Origin of the sequence: Rhodococcus sp. NBC_00294 (assembly GCF_036163995.1) — a bacterium.
In the GTDB taxonomy this organism is placed as follows: Bacteria; Actinomycetota; Actinomycetes; order Mycobacteriales; family Mycobacteriaceae; genus Rhodococcoides.
On the sequence record NZ_CP108043.1, the window covers coordinates 2019062 to 2035805 of the forward strand.

General features: G+C 68.8%; 17 protein-coding genes. 8 read left to right on the forward strand and 9 right to left on the reverse strand.

Annotated elements, in window-relative coordinates:
• The first annotated feature begins 5 nt into the window (after positions 1-5).
• Positions 6-773 (forward strand): DeoR/GlpR family DNA-binding transcription regulator, encoded by a 768-nt coding sequence (locus OHB23_RS09400; protein ID WP_328811431.1) that lies wholly within the window; start codon positions 6-8, stop codon positions 771-773.
• Between the two features lie 83 nt (positions 774-856).
• On the opposite strand, the gene OHB23_RS09405 is transcribed toward OHB23_RS09400, so the two are convergent.
• The 6 genes from OHB23_RS09405 to OHB23_RS09430 form a co-directional block, all read right to left on the reverse strand.
• Entirely contained in the window at positions 857-1105 is a 249-nt protein-coding gene (locus OHB23_RS09405) for a LuxR C-terminal-related transcriptional regulator (protein ID WP_235578952.1), read from the reverse strand.
• A 214-nt stretch (positions 1106-1319) separates the two neighbouring features.
• Positions 1320-2129 carry an alpha/beta fold hydrolase gene (locus tag OHB23_RS09410; RefSeq protein ID WP_328811432.1) on the reverse strand — a complete coding sequence of 270 codons (810 nt, stop codon included), beginning with the start codon at positions 2127-2129 and terminating at the stop codon, positions 1320-1322.
• Positions 2130-2134: 5 nt separating this feature from the next.
• A complete protein-coding gene (locus OHB23_RS09415) occupies positions 2135-3574 on the reverse strand; it encodes a GntP family permease (protein WP_027504896.1) in 1440 nt (479 codons plus the stop codon).
• Between the two features lie 28 nt (positions 3575-3602).
• Positions 3603-4235, reverse strand: a complete 633-nt coding sequence (locus tag OHB23_RS09420) for a bifunctional 4-hydroxy-2-oxoglutarate aldolase/2-dehydro-3-deoxy-phosphogluconate aldolase (protein WP_056448239.1) — start codon at positions 4233-4235, stop codon at positions 3603-3605.
• Positions 4232-5842 carry an N-acyl-D-amino-acid deacylase family protein gene (locus tag OHB23_RS09425; protein ID WP_328811433.1) on the reverse strand — a complete coding sequence of 537 codons (1611 nt, stop codon included), beginning with the start codon at positions 5840-5842 and terminating at the stop codon, positions 4232-4234. The genes OHB23_RS09420 and OHB23_RS09425 overlap by 4 nt, the downstream gene beginning before the upstream one ends.
• Positions 5843-5844: 2 nt before the next feature.
• Entirely contained in the window at positions 5845-7116 is a 1272-nt protein-coding gene (locus OHB23_RS09430) for an alanine racemase (RefSeq protein WP_027504899.1), read from the reverse strand.
• Between the two features lie 127 nt (positions 7117-7243).
• Between OHB23_RS09430 and OHB23_RS09435 the strand changes: the two genes are divergently transcribed.
• From OHB23_RS09435 to OHB23_RS09455, 5 genes are read left to right on the forward strand one after another with little or no spacing between them, the layout of a single operon-like run.
• Positions 7244-8260 carry a sugar kinase gene (locus OHB23_RS09435; RefSeq protein ID WP_328811434.1) on the forward strand — a complete coding sequence of 339 codons (1017 nt, stop codon included), beginning with the start codon at positions 7244-7246 and terminating at the stop codon, positions 8258-8260.
• Positions 8257-9021, forward strand: a complete 765-nt coding sequence (locus tag OHB23_RS09440; RefSeq protein ID WP_328811435.1) for an IclR family transcriptional regulator — start codon at positions 8257-8259, stop codon at positions 9019-9021. The genes OHB23_RS09435 and OHB23_RS09440 overlap by 4 nt, the downstream gene beginning before the upstream one ends.
• Positions 9018-9419, forward strand: coding sequence for a RidA family protein (locus OHB23_RS09445; RefSeq protein ID WP_027504901.1), 402 nt, complete (start codon positions 9018-9020; stop codon positions 9417-9419). The genes OHB23_RS09440 and OHB23_RS09445 overlap by 4 nt, the downstream gene beginning before the upstream one ends.
• Positions 9420-9452: 33 nt before the next feature.
• Positions 9453-10796, forward strand: coding sequence for a DUF2254 domain-containing protein (locus OHB23_RS09450; protein WP_328811436.1), 1344 nt, complete (start codon positions 9453-9455; stop codon positions 10794-10796).
• 21 nt (positions 10797-10817) lie between these two features.
• Positions 10818-11498, forward strand: coding sequence for a DUF998 domain-containing protein (locus OHB23_RS09455; protein ID WP_328811437.1), 681 nt, complete (start codon positions 10818-10820; stop codon positions 11496-11498).
• Here OHB23_RS09455 and OHB23_RS09460 read toward each other — a convergent pair.
• The 3 genes from OHB23_RS09460 to OHB23_RS09470 form a co-directional block, all read right to left on the reverse strand.
• Positions 11460-13040, reverse strand: a complete 1581-nt coding sequence (locus OHB23_RS09460; RefSeq protein ID WP_442973036.1) for an alpha/beta hydrolase — start codon at positions 13038-13040, stop codon at positions 11460-11462. The two genes, OHB23_RS09455 and OHB23_RS09460, sit on opposite strands and share 39 nt — an antisense overlap.
• 117 nt (positions 13041-13157) lie before the next feature.
• Positions 13158-13607: an SRPBCC family protein gene (locus OHB23_RS09465; RefSeq protein ID WP_051613146.1), complete on the reverse strand. Its 450-nt coding sequence runs from the start codon at positions 13605-13607 to the stop codon at positions 13158-13160.
• A gap of 41 nt (positions 13608-13648) precedes the next feature.
• Positions 13649-14689: a ferredoxin--NADP reductase gene (locus OHB23_RS09470; RefSeq protein ID WP_328811439.1), complete on the reverse strand. Its 1041-nt coding sequence runs from the start codon at positions 14687-14689 to the stop codon at positions 13649-13651.
• Between the two features lie 113 nt (positions 14690-14802).
• Between OHB23_RS09470 and OHB23_RS09475 the strand changes: the two genes are divergently transcribed.
• A complete protein-coding gene (locus OHB23_RS09475; protein ID WP_328811440.1) occupies positions 14803-15873 on the forward strand; it encodes an alpha/beta hydrolase in 1071 nt (356 codons plus the stop codon).
• Complete coding sequence (locus OHB23_RS09480) at positions 15873-16742, forward strand: SDR family NAD(P)-dependent oxidoreductase (RefSeq protein ID WP_056448262.1); 870 nt, start codon at positions 15873-15875, stop codon at positions 16740-16742. The genes OHB23_RS09475 and OHB23_RS09480 overlap by 1 nt, the downstream gene beginning before the upstream one ends.
• Positions 16743-16744 lie beyond the last annotated feature (2 nt).

Genomic DNA, 16744 nt, shown 5'->3' on the forward strand with positions numbered 1-16744 from the left:
CGGGTATGGCGCTCAGGGAGTCACAGGCGCGGCGCGCGGAGATCGTCCGACTGGCCAAGACGAGTGGTCTGGCGAGCGTGGAGGATCTGTCGGCGCAGTTCGGCGTGACGGCTTCGACCATTCGTCGGGATCTATCGCAGCTGACCGCCGAGGGACTTCTCGCGCGCACGTACGGGGGCGCGATCGCGCTCGATCCGCACCCCGAGTCGTCGCTGCGACAGCGTGCCGTCGAGGGCTTCGACGCCAAGCGTTCGATCGCGAAGTGGGCTGCGGGAGAGGTGCGCCCGGGCGAGACGGTGCTTCTCGACGCCGGCACCACCGTCGGTGCCATGGGGGAGTACCTCCGTGACTCGACGGGCCTCACGGTCATCGCCGCGGGTCTCACTGCGCTCGAGGCGCTGGCGGATGCCGACGACGTCCGCGTCGAGTGCCTGGGCGGTACGTTGCGTCACCTGTCGCAGGGCTTCGTCGGGCCGCTCGCCGAGGCGTCGTTGGCTCGCGTGTCCTTCGACCGCGCCTTCCTCGGTGCGGACGCGGTCACCGCCGACCGCGGCATCTGCGAGGCCGAGCTCGAGCAGACCCGGCTCAAGGAGTTGATGATCGAACGCGCCGGCACGGTCTACGTGCTCGCGCACGCGGCGAAGCTGGGTCAGCGTCCGTTCCATGCCTGGGCGCCACTGCCCGAGGGCGTCACCCTGGTCACGGATGCCGGCGCGACCGAGGAACAGGTGCAGCCCTTCCGCGACGCCGGGGTCACGATCGTCGTGGTCTGAGCGGTGGAGTTTCTGCTCCTCTCGACGCCCTGTCGCGCGGGATCCCGCCGATAGGTGGCGTGAGCGGAGCAGATGCGCCAGGCCTACAGCTCGTCCAACCCCACGTGACCGTCCTGCAGTGCTCTGGCGACGAGTGCAGCCTTCGACCCTGCCGACCGCCCTACCGCCTCGTACTTCTCGCGAATGCGCGCGATGTGGGTGTTGACCGTGGCGGGGGAGATGAAGAGCGACCGTGCGACGGTGCCCTTCGAGTCGCTGATGATCCACGCCCGCAGGACCTCCACCTCCCGCACGCTGAGGGCCGGTCTCACGATGTCGTCGTCGGTCATCATTGCCTGCATCTGTATCGGTCCCCCTGCTCGGCGCAGCAGCGCTGCGCTGCTGTTCTGGGAGGACCGTACGTTTTGTTCCGGCCAGCTCGGTAGCCACGACTTCGGGGGACCCCGACGTCGGGGGCATGCTTCGCAGACCTCACCATCTGCGGACTGTGACCGGTCCATGCAATCAGACGACGGGCATCTCCACTGTCCGTCGCGCAGACGACAGTCAGTACCCGATGCCGCGCAGGAAGGTCAGCACGGCCTCGTTCACCTCACGTGGACGGTCCATGTTCGCGGCGTGGCCGCTGTCGATCAGCGCGACCTGACCCTGCGCGGTGTCGCGCGCGGTGACCACTGCGTGGTCCGAGGGCCAGAACTGACTGTTCCGTCCCGCGATCATGAGGATCGGTACGTCCGCGGCCCGGATGTCCGCGCGCCAGTCCTGGCGGGCGTGGTCGTCGAGAAGTGCTCTCATGGGCGGTGTCTCGGACGACACCATTCTGGGCATCGACCGCAGGCGCAGAATCAGTTTCGCGACGGGGAGGAGCGAGGCGAATGTCGAGGGTCCGTGTCCCGTGGCGGGAATGCCCTTCGCGAAGAACCCGTCGACGGTGTCGTCGGTCAGACCGTAGAAGCCGTGCGGCCACGACGCGTCGTTGATCATCTTCGGCGTCTGATCGACGGAGACGACACCGCGGACCCTCGACGTCCCGGTCGTACGGATGTAGGACCAGACGGTGCTCGCGCCCATGGAGCCACCCATCAGCACGGCAGTCTCGACGCCCACCGCGGTGAGGAAGTTGTCGAGGTCCCGGCCGTGCCGCGCCATGGTGGCGCCGTGATCGGGTGCCTCGGAGTCGCCGTGGCCGCGCCGGTCGAGCGCGAGCACGCGATACCCGGCCCGCACGAGCGCATCCTGTTGGAACACCCACGTGGTCGCCGGAGCGCCGAACCCGGCGACCAGGACGACGACGGGACCGCTGCCCTCGTCGAGGTAGCTCAGGGTCACGTCGTCGTCCGTCACGAAAGTGGGCATGATCGTCAGCTTACGATCGCGAACAACACCCCTGCCACGGCGAAGCTGACCACCGACAGCACGGTCTCCAACACGGTCCACGTCTGCAGCGTCTGCTTGACGGTGAGGTTGAAGAACTTGGCGATGATCCAGAACCCGCCGTCGTTGACGTGGCTCAGGATGATGGAGCCGGCAGCGATGGCCATGGCGATGAGCGCGACCGACATCTGCGAGTAGTCCTGCGCCGCGACGAGCGGTCCGACGATGCCACCGGTCGTGACGATGGCGACGGTGGCCGACCCCTGCGCGATGCGCAAAGCGCAACTGATGATGTAGGCGAGCACGATGATCGGCAGTCCCGCCGCGGACATGGTGTCCGCGAGTGCGGTGCCGATGCCGGTGGCCGAGATGACCTTGCCGAAGAACGCGCCGGCCCCGACGACGAGGAGCAGCATGCCGACCGGGCGGAGCGATTCGCCGGTGAGAGTGGACAACTCCTGCACCGTCGAACCGCGGCGGATGCCCAGGACGTAGAACGCGATGAGCACCGCGATGAGCAGAGCGACCGCGGGGGTGCCGAAGAACGTGAGGACCTGGAGCAGGTTGCCCTCGTCGAGCAGAATGGTGCCGAACGTGGCGCCGAGGATGAGCACCAGGGGCACCGCGATGATGGCGCCGATGGTCGCGACGGACGGGGGAGTGGTGACCACGGGACGCTTCGTCTCGACGGCGGTGCCACCCGACGTGTGCGGTCCGTCGTCGTCGGCATCGTTGACGAAGTCCTCGGGCACCTCGACGATGATGCGCTTGCCGATGTAGCTGCCCCACACGAGACCTGCCGCGATGAAACCGGGGATGCCGCAGATGAAGCCCATGAGAATCAGCCAGCCCAGGTTGACCTCGAGCAGGCCGCCCAGAGCGACGGGGCCGGGGTGCGGAGGCAGGAACGCGTGCGTCATCGACAGGCCCGCGAGCATCGGAAGTGCATACAACACCAACGACTTTCCGCCTTGTCGCGCCGCGACGTAGACGAGCGGGGCGAGAACGAAGATGCCGATGTCGAAGAAGACGGGGATGCCGAAGATGAGGCCGAGCAGACCCATCGCGATGGGTGCGCCGCGATCACCGAAGACGCCGAGGAGCTTGGCGGTGAGTGCCTGCGCACCACCGGACCTCTCGAGGATGGCGCCGAGAACGGTGCCCAGTCCGATGATGACGGCGATGTGGCCGAGGATGCCGCCGAAGCCCGTCTCGAGAATCGAGTCGCCGCTCTTGATGGCGGTACCCACGATCTGCGACACCGGGAGTCCAGCTGCGACCGCGAGTCCCAGGCCGACGATGAGGAGGGCGATGAACGGTTCGAGCTTGACCTTGATGATGACGACGAGCAGGACCGCGATCGCGATACCGCACAGAACGAGGAGTCCGGGAGTGGACGTCCTCAACCAGTCGACGACGGAACCCATGAGGTTGCCTTTCGAAGTATGTGGAGAGTCAGCGGGAGAGTGAGTGGACGAACGAGGTGGCGCGGGCGGTGATGTCGTCCCAGAGTCCCGCCGCGACCGCGGCCGGTGGAACGACGTCGGTGCCCGCGGTGACGGCGACGGCGCCGCGGGCGAGGTAGTCGGCGGCATTGTCGGCATTGACGCCGCCGGACGGAACGAGGGGGACGTCGGGGAACGGTCCGCGAAGATCACCGAAGTAGCTGGGGCCGAACAGCTTCGCGGGGAACACCTTCACCGCGGCAGCACCCAGATCGAGCGCCGCCATGATCTCGGTGGGCGTGAGCGCGCCCATCATGACGGGCACGTCCCGTTCGTGCGCCACCGCGGCGACGTCGGGACGCAGTCCGGGAGTGACGAGGAAGCGTGCACCCGCGTCGATGGCGGCGCGCGCCTGATCACCCGTCATCACGGTGCCCGCACCCATCACGGCACCGGACGACGACGCGGCGCGCAGGCAGTCCAGCACGTTCGGTGTGGTGAAGGTCAGCTCGACGGCGCGCAGTCCGCCGGCGACGAGGGCGTCGGCCAACGCGGCGGGGTCGGGAATGGACGGGGCGCGGACCACCACCAGCGCGCGGTCCTCGAGAATCGTCGCAAGTGCATCATCGAAACGGGTCGTCATGAGGTTCTTCCGTGAGAGGTGCGGCGGAGGGAGCGGCCGGCGAGTGTTCCGGTGGGGACGCCGTCGCGCACGGCAAAGGAGCCGTTGACGAGAACGTGCGCGATGCCGACGGCCTGCTGCTTGGGGTGGTCGAAGGTGGCGGTGTCCCGGACGGTGGCCGGATCGAAGACCACGAGATCCGCCGCGTGGCCCTCGCGGACGAGGCCACGGTCGACGAGACCGAGTCGTGCACCGGGCCGTCCCGTGAGGTGATGGACGCAGTCCTCCAGAGACATCAGGCCCTCGTCCCGCACGTAATGGCCGAGGTAGCGCGGGAACGTGCCCCAGGCCCGCGGGTGCGGACGCTCGCCCACCAGGATCGCGTCGCTGCCGCCCATGTGATGGGGATGCACCATGATGGCGCGCACGTTCTCCTCGTGCCCGACGTGCTGCAGGATGGTGGTGCTCAACGCATCCCGCTGGAGCACGTCGAAGAACACGTCGACGGGAGCGCGGTCCTCCTCGGTCGCGATCTCGAGGACGGTCTTCCCGACGTAGGGGTCGAGATCCGCGTTCGCGACGCCGCTGAGCTGGATCGTCTCCCATTCCACGGTGACGCCGTGGCATCCGTCCGAGCCGTAGCGATTCACGTCGTCGGTGATGCGGCGCCGCACGTCTGGATCGTCGAGACGGCCCAGCGCCGCGTCGGGTCCGCCGGACATCGCCCAGCTGGGCAGCAGCGCGGACAGGGTGGTGGCGCCGGGCAGGTAGGGATAGGTGTCGAGCGTGATGTCGCACCCGTCGTCGATCGCGGCGTCGACCATGTCGAGGAACTCGCCGGCACGGCCCTTGTTCTCGCCGAAGTTCATGGTGGCGTGGGTCAGGTGCAGAGCGCAGCCGGTCTCACGGGAGAGGTCGATCATCTCCCGATACGCGCCGAGAGCGTTCTTGCCGTAGGAGCGAGTGTGCGGAGCGTAGAAGCCGCCGAACTCGGCGACGACCTCGCACAGCGCACGCAGTTCGCCCGTGTCGGCGTACATCCCGGGCGTGTAGGTCAGTCCGCTCGACATGCCGACGGCGCCCTCGGACATGCCTTGTGCCAACAGCTCTCGCATGTGCTCGATCTCGGCAGCGGTGGCGGGACGCTGATCCGGTCCGACGGCCAGATAGCGCAACGTTCCCTGCGGCACCAGGTACGCGGCGTTGGGGGTGATGCCCCGGTCGAGCCGGTCCAGATACTCGGCGACCGAGCGCCACGTGATGTCGAGATCGGTGGGATTGCCGTTCCATCCGGAGATCTGACGGCGGATGACCGCGAGCGTCTCGTCGGTGACGGGTGCGTAGGAGAGCCCGTCCTGACCCAGCACCTCGGTGGTGACGCCCTGGGTGATCTTCGGAACGTGTCCGGGCGCGGTCAGCAGTCCGAGGTCGGAGTGGGCGTGCATGTCGATGAAACCCGGTGCGACGACGTGGCCCCGAGGCACGTCGACGACGATCCGCGCGTCGGCGACGGTGCCCGGTGCCGCGACCCGCGTGATGCGTCCGTCGTCGACGAGAACGTCGGCGCGGACTCGGTCGGACCCGGTGCCGTCGACGACGTCACCGCCGCGAATGAGGATGTCCGCCATGATCAGAAGAAGGTGTGGATCAGGTCGACGATGCGCGGGTTCGCCGCGTCGGCGTCGTCGACGACCGGAAGCAGACGCCACTTGTCGAACGCCGTGCAGGGATGCGACAGGCCGAGCCGTGCGACCGTCCCGACGGGAACGTCGTCGCGGGCCGTGCCCGGCGTCCGGAGGAAGGCGTGCTGATCGTTGAGCGCCGAGATATGGTGCCCCGCTTCCGCGTCCCGGCCGCCGATGCGCTGCGGTGTCGGCAGCCCCTCGTCGAACGGGAAGTCACGCTTGCCCGCATCGAGCAGTGCGAGTTCGGGTTCCGGACGCGACACCACCCGCGCCCAGCCGTGCATCGCGGAGGACAGGTGCTCCTCGCCGACGCGGGAGGCGATGAGCGGGGAGATGTCGGCGTAGAAGCCGTCGTCGTGCACCACGTAGGCGCCCGAGCGCAGCACGACGGCTGTGTGCTCGTCGACGACCGACGAGAGCCGCTCGACCACCAGGTCCTGGTAGGCGCTCCCGCCCGCGGTGACGATCGCCCGTCCCTCGTACAGGCCGTCGGCGGCGAGACCGGCGTGCAGGGCGGCGACCTCGTCGAGGTAGGCGCGTACGGCGTCCAGACCGGCGGGTGTGCGGTCGTGGGCCAGCGCGCCCTCGTATCCGCCCACGCCCGCGAGGGTCACCGACGGCGACGAGGAGATCGCGGCCGCGACGCGTCGCGCCTCGTCCACACTGCGTGCCCCGGTGCGGCCGTGCGGCCCACCGAGTTCGACGATCACCGGGATCGGTCGTGTCACGGCGCCCAGGATCTCCGTCATGCGTGCCACGGTGTCGACACTGTCTGCCCAGCAGACGAACTCGACGTCGTCGTGGGCGTCGAGGTCCGCCGAGATCCAACGGAGCGTCACCGGGTCGATCAGGGCATTGGCGAGAAGGATGCGCTGCACGCCGAACGCGCGAGCGAGCTGCACCTGCCACCCGGTGGCGAGGGTGATTCCCCAACTGCCCGCCTCGAGCTGCTCGGCCCACAGCTGCGGCGCCATCGTGGTCTTGCCGTGCGGTGCCAGACGCATGCCGGCCGCATCGGCCCACCGCGCCATCACATCGATGTTCGACGTGAGGTGGCGGCGATCCAGCGTGACGACAGGGGTCGCGAACTCGGCGAGAGTGGGCGCCGTCGCCAGGTAGTCGCGCACGGTGAGGCCCCACGCGGCGGGTGGGACGGACTTGTACTCGGGGCCGAGAGTGCGGTCGTGCAGCGCCTCGACGGCGGCCTTGTCGATCATCGAATCCTCCTGCGCCGGATACGGCGCTGTAGCGTTGCGTATGTTGCAACGCTGATTGCAAACTGTGTTCGGTGTCGTTAGTCTGCAACGAACAGGGACAACTCGCAAGACATCGAAGGGAATTGATGTGAGATCACCCGGCGCGGCGACTCCACGGGTGGTGTGTGTCGGTGAGGGACTCGTCGTCATGGTCGCGCAGCCCGGCCCCCTCGAGCACTCGGACACGTTCGAGCGGTCGGCCGGGGGAGCCGAGGCCAACGTCGCGCGGGTCCTCGCCCAGTTGGACGTCGAGGCGTCCTGGCTCTCGCGCGTCGGTGACGACGGCTTCGGCCGCTACCTGATGGAAACGATGCGCGCGAGTGGGGTGGACACGTCGGCGGTGATCGTCGACCAGACCCGCACCACCGGGATGTACGTCAAGGAGCGTGGTTCGGGCAGCGGTCACGCGTCGGATCTACCCGCCGGGGAGAGCCGAATGACCTACTTCCGCAGCGGTTCCGCCGCCAGTGCGCTGTGTGTCGACGACATCGTCGGGGCGACACCGGTGCTCACGGCTGCCGACCTCGTCCACGTCAGCGGCATCACGCTCGCCCTGTCGGACACCGCGCGCGACGCTGCGTCCGCACTGGCATCGTCGCCCGGTCTGCTGAGTTTCGACCTCAATCACCGTCCCCGACTCTGGACCGCCGAGAGTGCCGATGTGGTTCTCGGAGAACAGGTCCGACGCAGTGACATCGTGCTGATGGGCGCCGACGAAGCGCACGCGGTGTTCGGCACCGGAGACCCCGATGCGCTGCGTGGCCTGTTCCCCGAGCCGCGCCGCCTGGTGATCAAGAACGACGCCCACGTGGTCGTGGGATTCGACGGCGCCGAGCGTGTCGACGTCCCGGCCCTGCGGTTGTCGGTGGTCGAGAAGATCGGTGCGGGAGACGCGTTCGCCGGTGGCTACCTGGCCGGTGTCCTCCGCGGCGACGATCAGCAGCGTGCGATCAGGCTGGGGCACCTGTGCGCGGCCGGCGCTCTCACCGCGCACGGCGACGCGGCCCATCTGCTTCCGCTGCACCGTCTCGACGCACTGGTGACATCCTCGGACGAGAAGTGGTCGACCATCGACTACGACGCCGAGAGGGGAATCGCCGTATGAGTCAGAGTGTGTCCCGCGCGCTCACCCTGCTTCGGGTGCTGGCCGACGGTCCGCGATCACTGGACGAGTTGGCTGCCCACCTCGACGTGCACAAGACCACGGTCCTGCGACTGCTGCGGGCGATGGAGGCGGAGCGGTTCGTCCAGCACGACCACGAACACCGGTATCGCCTGGGGTCGACGCTCTTCGAACTGTCCAATCGGTCGTTGGAGCAGCGCGACATCCGGACGTTGGCGCGGCCGTACCTCGCGACACTGAACGCGGAGACCAAGCAGACGATCCACCTCGCCACCTACGAGTCGGGGGAGGCCGTCTACATCGACAAGTTCGACGCCACCCAGAGCGTGCGGATGTACTCCCGTGTCGGACGCCCGGCCCCGTTGCACTGCACCGCCGTCGGAAAGATCCTGATCTCCGGGCTGCCTGCGGACGAGCAGGTCCGCGTCGCCCATCGCATCGAGTACACCCGCTTCACCGACCGCACCATCGACACGCCCGAGCGCTACCTCGAGGAACTGGCCCTGGTGACCCGTCAGGGATACGCCGAGGACCACGAGGAACACGAGTCGTTCGTCAACTGCATCGGCGTGCCGGTGCGCGACGGAACCGGCTCGATCGTCGCCGCGGTGTCGATGTCCGTGCCCGACATGCTGCTGGACCACGCCCGCGTCCTCGGCACCCTGCCGCAGGTGCGCGCGGTGGCCGAGACCATCTCCGCCGAACTCGGCTGGAGTCCGACCCCGACGAAGGAACCCGCATGACCGACAAGATCGCCGTCCTCACGACCGACGCGCCTGCACCCGCCCACACCTTCTCGCAGGGGGTGCGCAAGGGCCCGTTCGTCCAGGTGTCCGGGCAGGGACCCGTCGACCCGGCGACCAACGAGTACCTGTACCCCGGCGACGTCGCGGCGCAGACCACGCGAACGCTGACCAACGTCAAGGCCATCGTCGAGGCGAGTGGTGCGACTTTCGACGACGTCGTGATGCTGCGGGTGTACCTGACGAAGCGTGAGGACTTCGCCGTCATGAACGAGGCGTACGGCGCATTCGTCCTCGAACACACGAAGGGTGACGTCCTGCCCAGTCGCACAACGGTCTTCACGGGACTCCCGCGCGAGGAGATGCTCGTCGAGATCGACGCGATCGCGGTGGTCTGACACGTCGACCCACCGTCAGGGCACCATGAACCCATGAGACGACGGTGGGTACGGCTGCAGGGCACGTTCTGGTTCGTTCCTGCGGTCCTGGGCGTCGTCGCCGTCGTCCTCGCTCAACTCCTGGTCGCCCTGGATCGGTGGCTTCTCGATCGGGGCATCGGGATCGGCGGGTCGCTGCTCTATCACGTGGGCGCGAGTGGCAGCCGGGACATCCTCGGCGCCATCGGCGGGTCGATGCTCGGGGTGGCGGCGACGTCCTTCTCCATCACCATCTCGGTGCTCGCGACGGCCAGTTCGACCTACGGCCCGCGACTGGTGCGGAACTTCATGGCGGACCGCGGGAACCAGGTGGTGCTCGGCATCTTCGGAGCGACCTTCCTCTACGCACTGATGGTGCTGCGCTCGATCCGGTCGCTCGACTCGGACGGCGACGTCTTCGTGCCCGACATCGCGGTGAACGTCGCCGTGCTCCTCGCGGTGCTCGACGTGGGTGTCCTGGTGTACTTCATCCACCACATCGCCCAGTCGATCCAGGTGGCGACGCTGTCCTCGCGGGTTCGGGACGAACTCTCCGCAGCCGTCGACGAGCTCTACCCGACGGAGCCGCCGGCCGACGCGGCGTCGGATGCCGAGGTGACGCTGCCCGACCACGTCGACGCGGTCCGTGCTCCGCGTTCCGGAGTCGTCGTCGACGTGGACGAGGACGCGGCGTTGTCCTCGGCCGTCGCCGACGACGCTGTCGTGGTTCTGCTCTGCAGACCGGGCGAGCACGTGATCGAGGGAGACGCCATCGCGGAGTCACGACGGTGGAGCGGATCCGCCTCCGCGTCGCACCTGCGAGAGATCGAGTCCGCGGTCGAGATCGGCGACGAACGGACTCCGCAGCACGACATCGAGTTCGCCGTCGAGCAGCTGGCCGAGATGGCGGTGCGGGCTCTGTCCTCGGGTACGAACGATCCGTACACGGCGCGCAACGCTCTCGACGATCTGTCCGTCGGGATGGTGACTCTCGTCGGCCGTCCGCCGCCGTGCGGTGCCCGGACCGACGATGCCGGAACGGTACGCATCGTTCTGCGTCGGGTGCCCGTGGTCGACCTGATCGACCATGCGCTCGGCGCGGTACGGATCTACGCGATGGCGAGCCCCATGGTGGTCGCTGCCGGTATCCGGTTGGCCGAGCGGCTCGGTGCGGCAGCGACCGACACCGCGTCGATCGACCGCGTCCGGTACCACCTCGACCTCCTCGACGAGGCGTGCAGACGGGAGATGACGGATCCGGCCGGGCGGGATTCGTGCCTCGACCGGATCGCCCGCGCGCGTGGGCGTCTCCTGACGGTCGCCGTGTCCGGTTCACCGTCAGGCACAGTGGAGTCGTAGATCCGCTGCCGAAAGGACCCTGTGCAGACCCGCCTCGCCTCCCTCGGGCTTCTCTCCATCCTGCTCGGCGCCGCGACGGTCGTCGTCCTCGATGTCGTCACCGCACTCGGGTCGCCGTCGCATCTGCGCCGCACCATCAGCGAGTACGGGTTGGGCGCGCAGCAGTGGGTGTTCACGGCCGGGGTGCTGCTCCTCGCCGTCGGGTCTGCCGCGGTCCTCGTCGCGGCGGTGCGTCAGGGCCTCGCGCAGCCGTCGTCTGTCGCCGCTGTCGCGATGACCCTGTGGACCGTCGGCCTGATCGCAGTCGTCGCCGTGCCGAAGCAGGACTGGAGCAACGACGCGACGCTCGGCCTCGGCGGCGCGGTGCACCGCGCGGGCGCCGCGGTCGCGTTCGTCAGCATCCCGGTGGCGGTGATCGCCTTCGCCGCGCCGTGGATCCGGTCGAGCGAGTGGGCCCGTCACGCCCGACGGACGTTCGTGCTGGGTGTGCTGTCCGTCGTGGCCATCGCGCCCATCGGGTACGCGTTGCTCGTCGGCATGACCACCTCGACACCGTGGTACCGCGTCGTCACCCTCGGCCACGTCGAACGGATTCTCGTCGTCGTGGAGGTGATCGCGCTGATCTCGCTCGCGTGGTGGGTCCGCGCGAGCGCGCTCAGGGAGTCACCGCATCGCGTCGGTGACGCGGTCCACCAGCTCTGAGTCGTCGACGTTCAGAATGGGCGCCCACATGGAGGCCGCATCGGCGCCGTAGGCGTGACCGTGGCCTTCCGGCACCTCGGCGGCGAGCGCCATGTCGAGCGTCACCTGCCAGAAGGTGACGAGAGGGATCCACGTCATCCCCTTGTCGACGTCGACGCCGCGCGGCTCCCGGAGCCAGTCCGGCTTGCCGAACAGCAGGTCGAACGACCACCATACGATCGGATCGCTCGGGTGCTGCCAGTACACGATGCGCGGGCTCTCCCAGTCCACCAGACCGGGTGCGTCGAGATCGGACGGCTCCGCGGCGAAGCGGACGTTCTGCCCGCCGTAGATCACGGGCAGGTTCTCGGGGCTGCCCGGGTCCCGTGAGTCGGTGACACGCGACCACTGCTCGGAGAAGTTGGGCGTCCCCACCCACAGCGCGCCGTCCGTGCGCGCCAGCATGTCCTGCACTCCGGAGAAGGCGTCCTGGCCGCCGTACGACCCGAGCGATTCACCGAACGTGAGTAGCTTCGGGCGGTCGTTCTCGGGACGGTCCTGCACGCGCTGGTAGACGGCCTCGAAGACGGCGCGGCCCGCGATGAGCGGGGTGTCGCGATCGGCGAGGAACGCCAACGGACTGGGCAGGTACGAGTACTGGACCGCCGCGATCGCCGTGTCGCCGCCGGCGAGGTACTCGAGTGAGGACGCGACGGACGCGTTGACCCACCCTCGACCGGTGGTCGTCGCGATCGCCAGGTACTCGCGATCGAAGGCGCCGGTTCGGTCCAGTTCGGCGACGAGTCGGTCGGCGAGCGAGTCGACGGTGTCCCGGCCGAGGCCGAGCCCGTCGGCGTCGACGGACTTGCGTCCCGCATAGACCCGGATCGGGGTGAGGGCGGGCCGTCCCGTCACGGATGCAATCTCGCCCGACGTCGGGCCGCCCGCGACGAAGGTGCGCCCCTCGCGGCCCAAGGTGTCCCACTCCTCGTTCGACTCGGGCGAGCCCGAGCGTTCGGGAGCCGACGGTCGTTCCACGCCCTCGGCGCTCCCGGTGTCGGCCGCAGCGGCGGACCCGTTGGAGATGCGTGAGATCCCGGTGGCAAGGAGCCCCTCGACGGCGAACACCAGCACCACACCGACGGCGACGACGGCGAGACCGCGCGAGACGGGCGGCGGGAGAACACGACCGATCAGTGCGATGAGAAGGTCGGTGACGCGGCGGATTCCGCGTGCCAGCGTGATCACCAGGACGACGACGATCGCGGCGACGACGAAGACTCCGGCGTAGTCCCACGACTGGCTCGGCTCGATGCCCACGAGTTCGCGGGAGATGTTCTGCCACCACGCCCCGAGGACGAGGAACAGCGGGAGCACGACGACTGCGGCGGCGCCGATCGCGTACCAGCCCCACCGCCTCAGTCGTTCGGGCCACTCGCGAGTGAGCTCCATCCGCCGGACGCCCCACACGACGAGAACGCCGACGCCGTAACCGCACGCGACCGAGAGGCCTGTGGCGACGGCCTGCAGGTACCACGGTCGGGGGAGAAGCGACGGGGACATCGACCAGCAGTAGAAGACCAGTCCGACGACGAGGCCGATCGGCTCGAAGCGGGAACACCACCGCCACAGTGCGGTGGCAATGCGTCCTCGCTGGTCCTTCGTGGTCACCGGGTGAGTCTAGGTGCTGCGCGGCGACTCCAACCGGGAGCGCAGGGTCCGATCGGTGACGGAGATTCCCTGGTTGATGAAGGGTTCGACCACCTTCGCGAGTGCCTTGCCCGTGAACCCGCCGGGGAACTCGTAGCGGAACTCGACGTCGGCGACGCAGTGTCCGTCGTCCACGGGGGTGACCACCCAGCGAGAACTGGTCTCGAAACCCTTCACCGACGACAACGCGATGACGGAACCGTCGACCCACTCGACGATGTCCACCGTGGAGTGCAGAGCTTTGGGTCCCAGCTTCATCTCGGCGTCGAAGCGGTCACCGGTGCCGCGCGACACCGGTCCGACGGGGACGAACGAGGTGACGCCGAACATCCAGTCCGGCACGTTCTCGTACGAGGACAGGTAGTCGAAGGTCGCCGACGCCGGTGCGGCGATCTCGACGTGCTTGGTGATGACGGGCATGAGGTCTCCTGGTGCGGCTGTGGTGTCAGGGATTCGGTCGGTCAGTCGATGCGGATGGTGAGAGCGTCGGACACGGGCACCGACTGGCACGCCAGGCGCACTCCCCGATCGAGCTCGTACTGATCCAGCGTGTCGTTGACGCGCATGTGCACGTCACCGCTGACGAGAGTGAACGCGCAGGCGCCGCAGTTGCCCTCGCGGCACACGAACGGGGCGTCGATTCCCTCGGCGAGCATGGCGTCGAGCAGCACGGTGTCGGGTGCGCAGTGGAACGAGTGATCGTCGCCCTCGACCTCCGCGGACACGGGAACGCCCGTGGCCGAGGACGTCTCGACGAGGGTGGTGTGGAACGGGTCGGTGGTGATCGACGTGAACACCTCACGGTGGATGTTCTCGGGCGACATCCCCGCCGCGAGGAGCCCCTGCTGCGCCACCTCCATGAACGGCCCCGGCCCGCAGAGGTACGCGTCGGCGTCGGCGATGCCGGAGACGGCGTCGGTGAGACCGGTGGCAGTGGGCAGGCCCGACGCCGACTCGTGCCAGTGCCGCACCGTGAGGCGGTCCGGATGTCGCTGCTGCAGATCGTCGAGGGTGGCGGCGAACATGACCGAGTCCGGGTCTCTGTTCGCGTAGAACAACACGACCCGTCCGTCGTGCGACGCCAACGCGGTCTTCAGGATGGACATCACGGGCGTGATGCCGCTGCCGGCGGCGACCAGGACGAGCGGGCGATCCCATCGCGCGGGAACGAAGGTGCCCGCGGGAGCCAGCGTCGTCAGTGCGGATCCTGCCGCCGCGGTGTCGCACAGCCAGTTCGACCCGAGGCCGCCCGCGGTGCGCTTGACGGAGATCGCGGGGCGCTCGCCGGTGTCGGGACTGCTCGACAACGAGTAGCACCGTGCGGCGGAACCGCCGTCGCTCAGAGGAATCTCGACCGTGAGGAACTGGCCCGGGCGGTAGCGCAGGGCCTCGCCGTCGGCGGTGGACAGGACCAACGTCACCGCGTCCGCCGTCTCGCGGATCACCTCGTCGACCTGCAGTCGGAGTGTGCGGACGGCGGTGTCCGCGGAGTCGATCGCCACGATGTCTTCCCCTCGTCGGCCGGGTGTGTCCGGCACTCCGGACTACACCGAAGATTGTTTCATTGAACTATAGGCCATTGACAAATGGCACAGTCATCCGTGACGCTTCCGGCATGACATCGACGCGTCCGATCCCCGAGCGGGGGTCCCTGCGGTCCCGCGCCGCGGCCCGAGCCACGCAGTCGACGTTGCGACCCGTCGCGTCCCGGTTGCCGTTCGGACGCGGCGGCGAACGCGTCGCCCGCGTCCTCGTCGAGGTCGCCATGCGCGCCTGCGGCGGAGTCGCACGCGGCACGGTCGTCCGCACCGTGCGCGAGGACGGTGTGGTCGGGGAGTGGGTCGACGCGCGGGCAGGCCGGAGGCCGGTCGAAGATGGGGCAGGCCGGAGGCCGGTCGAAGATGGGGCAGGCCGGAGGCCGGTCGAAGATGGGGCAGGCCGGAGGCCGGTCGAGGGTGGGGACGGTTCCGTGGACACCGCCGGCCCGATCCTCTATCTGCACGGCAGCGCGTATGCGATCTGTTCCGCACGGACGCACCGCGGCCTGGCGTCGCGGCTCTCCCGCGCGATGCAGCGTCCGGTCTTCGTGGTCGACTACCGACTCGCCCCGGAGTTCCCTTTCCCCGCCGCAGCCGACGACGTCGAGCGGGCGTACCGGTGGCTGCTGTCGAGCGGCCACGCACCCGAGTCGGTCGTCGTGGCCGGTGACTCGGCGGGCGGTCACCTCGCGCTGGACCTGGTGCTGGACAACGCCCGACGATCGGTTCCGCAGCCGAGTGCGGTCCTCCTGTTCTCGCCGTTGATCGATCTGACCTTCACCCTCGCGCAGAACCGGGAGCGCATCCGTCGCGACCCGATGATCTCCGCAGCGGCGGCGCGGGCACTCACCGCGCTCTACACACGCGGCGAGGATCCCGACGGGCGGCGCCTACGACTCGCGGTCGAGGCGGGAACGGCACTGCCGCACTTCGTGGTTCAGGCCGGCGGTGCGGAGATGCTCGTCGCCGACGCCGAGCACCTGCGCGATCTGGTGGTCGATGCCGGTGGCACCTGCACGCTCGAGATCTGGCCCGACCAGATGCACGTGTTCCAGGCTCTGCCGCGCATCAGCCCGGAAGCGGACCGGGCACTCGCCCGCGCCGCACATGCCCTGACAGCCCTCCATCGAACAGAGACGAGACACTGATGTTCTCTCGATCCAGACCACGCCTCACTCACGGGGCGGACGCCGTGGTCACCGGCGCCGGCAGTGGCATCGGCCGCGCCTTCGCGCTCGAGATCGCCCGCCGCGGTGGCCGCGTCGTCTGCGCGGACATCTCGCTCGAACGCGCCGAGGAGACGGTGCGGATGCTCGACGGCCCCGGCTTCGCCGTCCAGTGCGACGTCGCCGTGCAGTCGCAGGTCGAGGATCTCGCGCTGTTCGCCGAACTCGAGTTCGGTGGCGCGCCGACGCTCGTGATCAACAACGCCGGCGTCGGCATCGGTGGCAAGCCGGTGGGCGACATCGGGTTCGAGGACTGGAACTGGGCGCTCGGCATCAACCTGTGGGGAGTGGTCCACGGCTGCGAGACGTTCGTTCCGCTGCTCCGTACCGCGGGTCGCGGCGGCATCATCAACGTGGCTTCCGCCGCGGGATTCGCGGCGGCACCGACGATGGGGCCGTACAACGTCGGCAAGGCGGGCGTCATGTCGCTGTCCGAGACTCTGGCGGCGGAACTGTCCGGGTCGGGTGTCCACGTGACCGTGCTGTGCCCGACCTTCGTCAAGACCAACGTCGCGGTCGACGGTCGCATCACCGAACGCTCCACGGAACTCGCGCAGAAGTTGATGCGGTGGACCGGCTTCTCACCCGAGCGGATCGCCGTCACCACGCTGAACGCACACGACAGGAACCGCCTCTACGTCGTGCCCCAGCTCGACGCGAAAGCCATCTGGCTGACGAAACGGCTCCTCCCCACCCTCTACACCCGCGGAGCAGGGCTGCTCGACCGCCTGCTCCCCGGCGAGCCCGCCCCACAGTCCCTTCCCACTGTTTCCGCCTCGACAGGAGTATGACG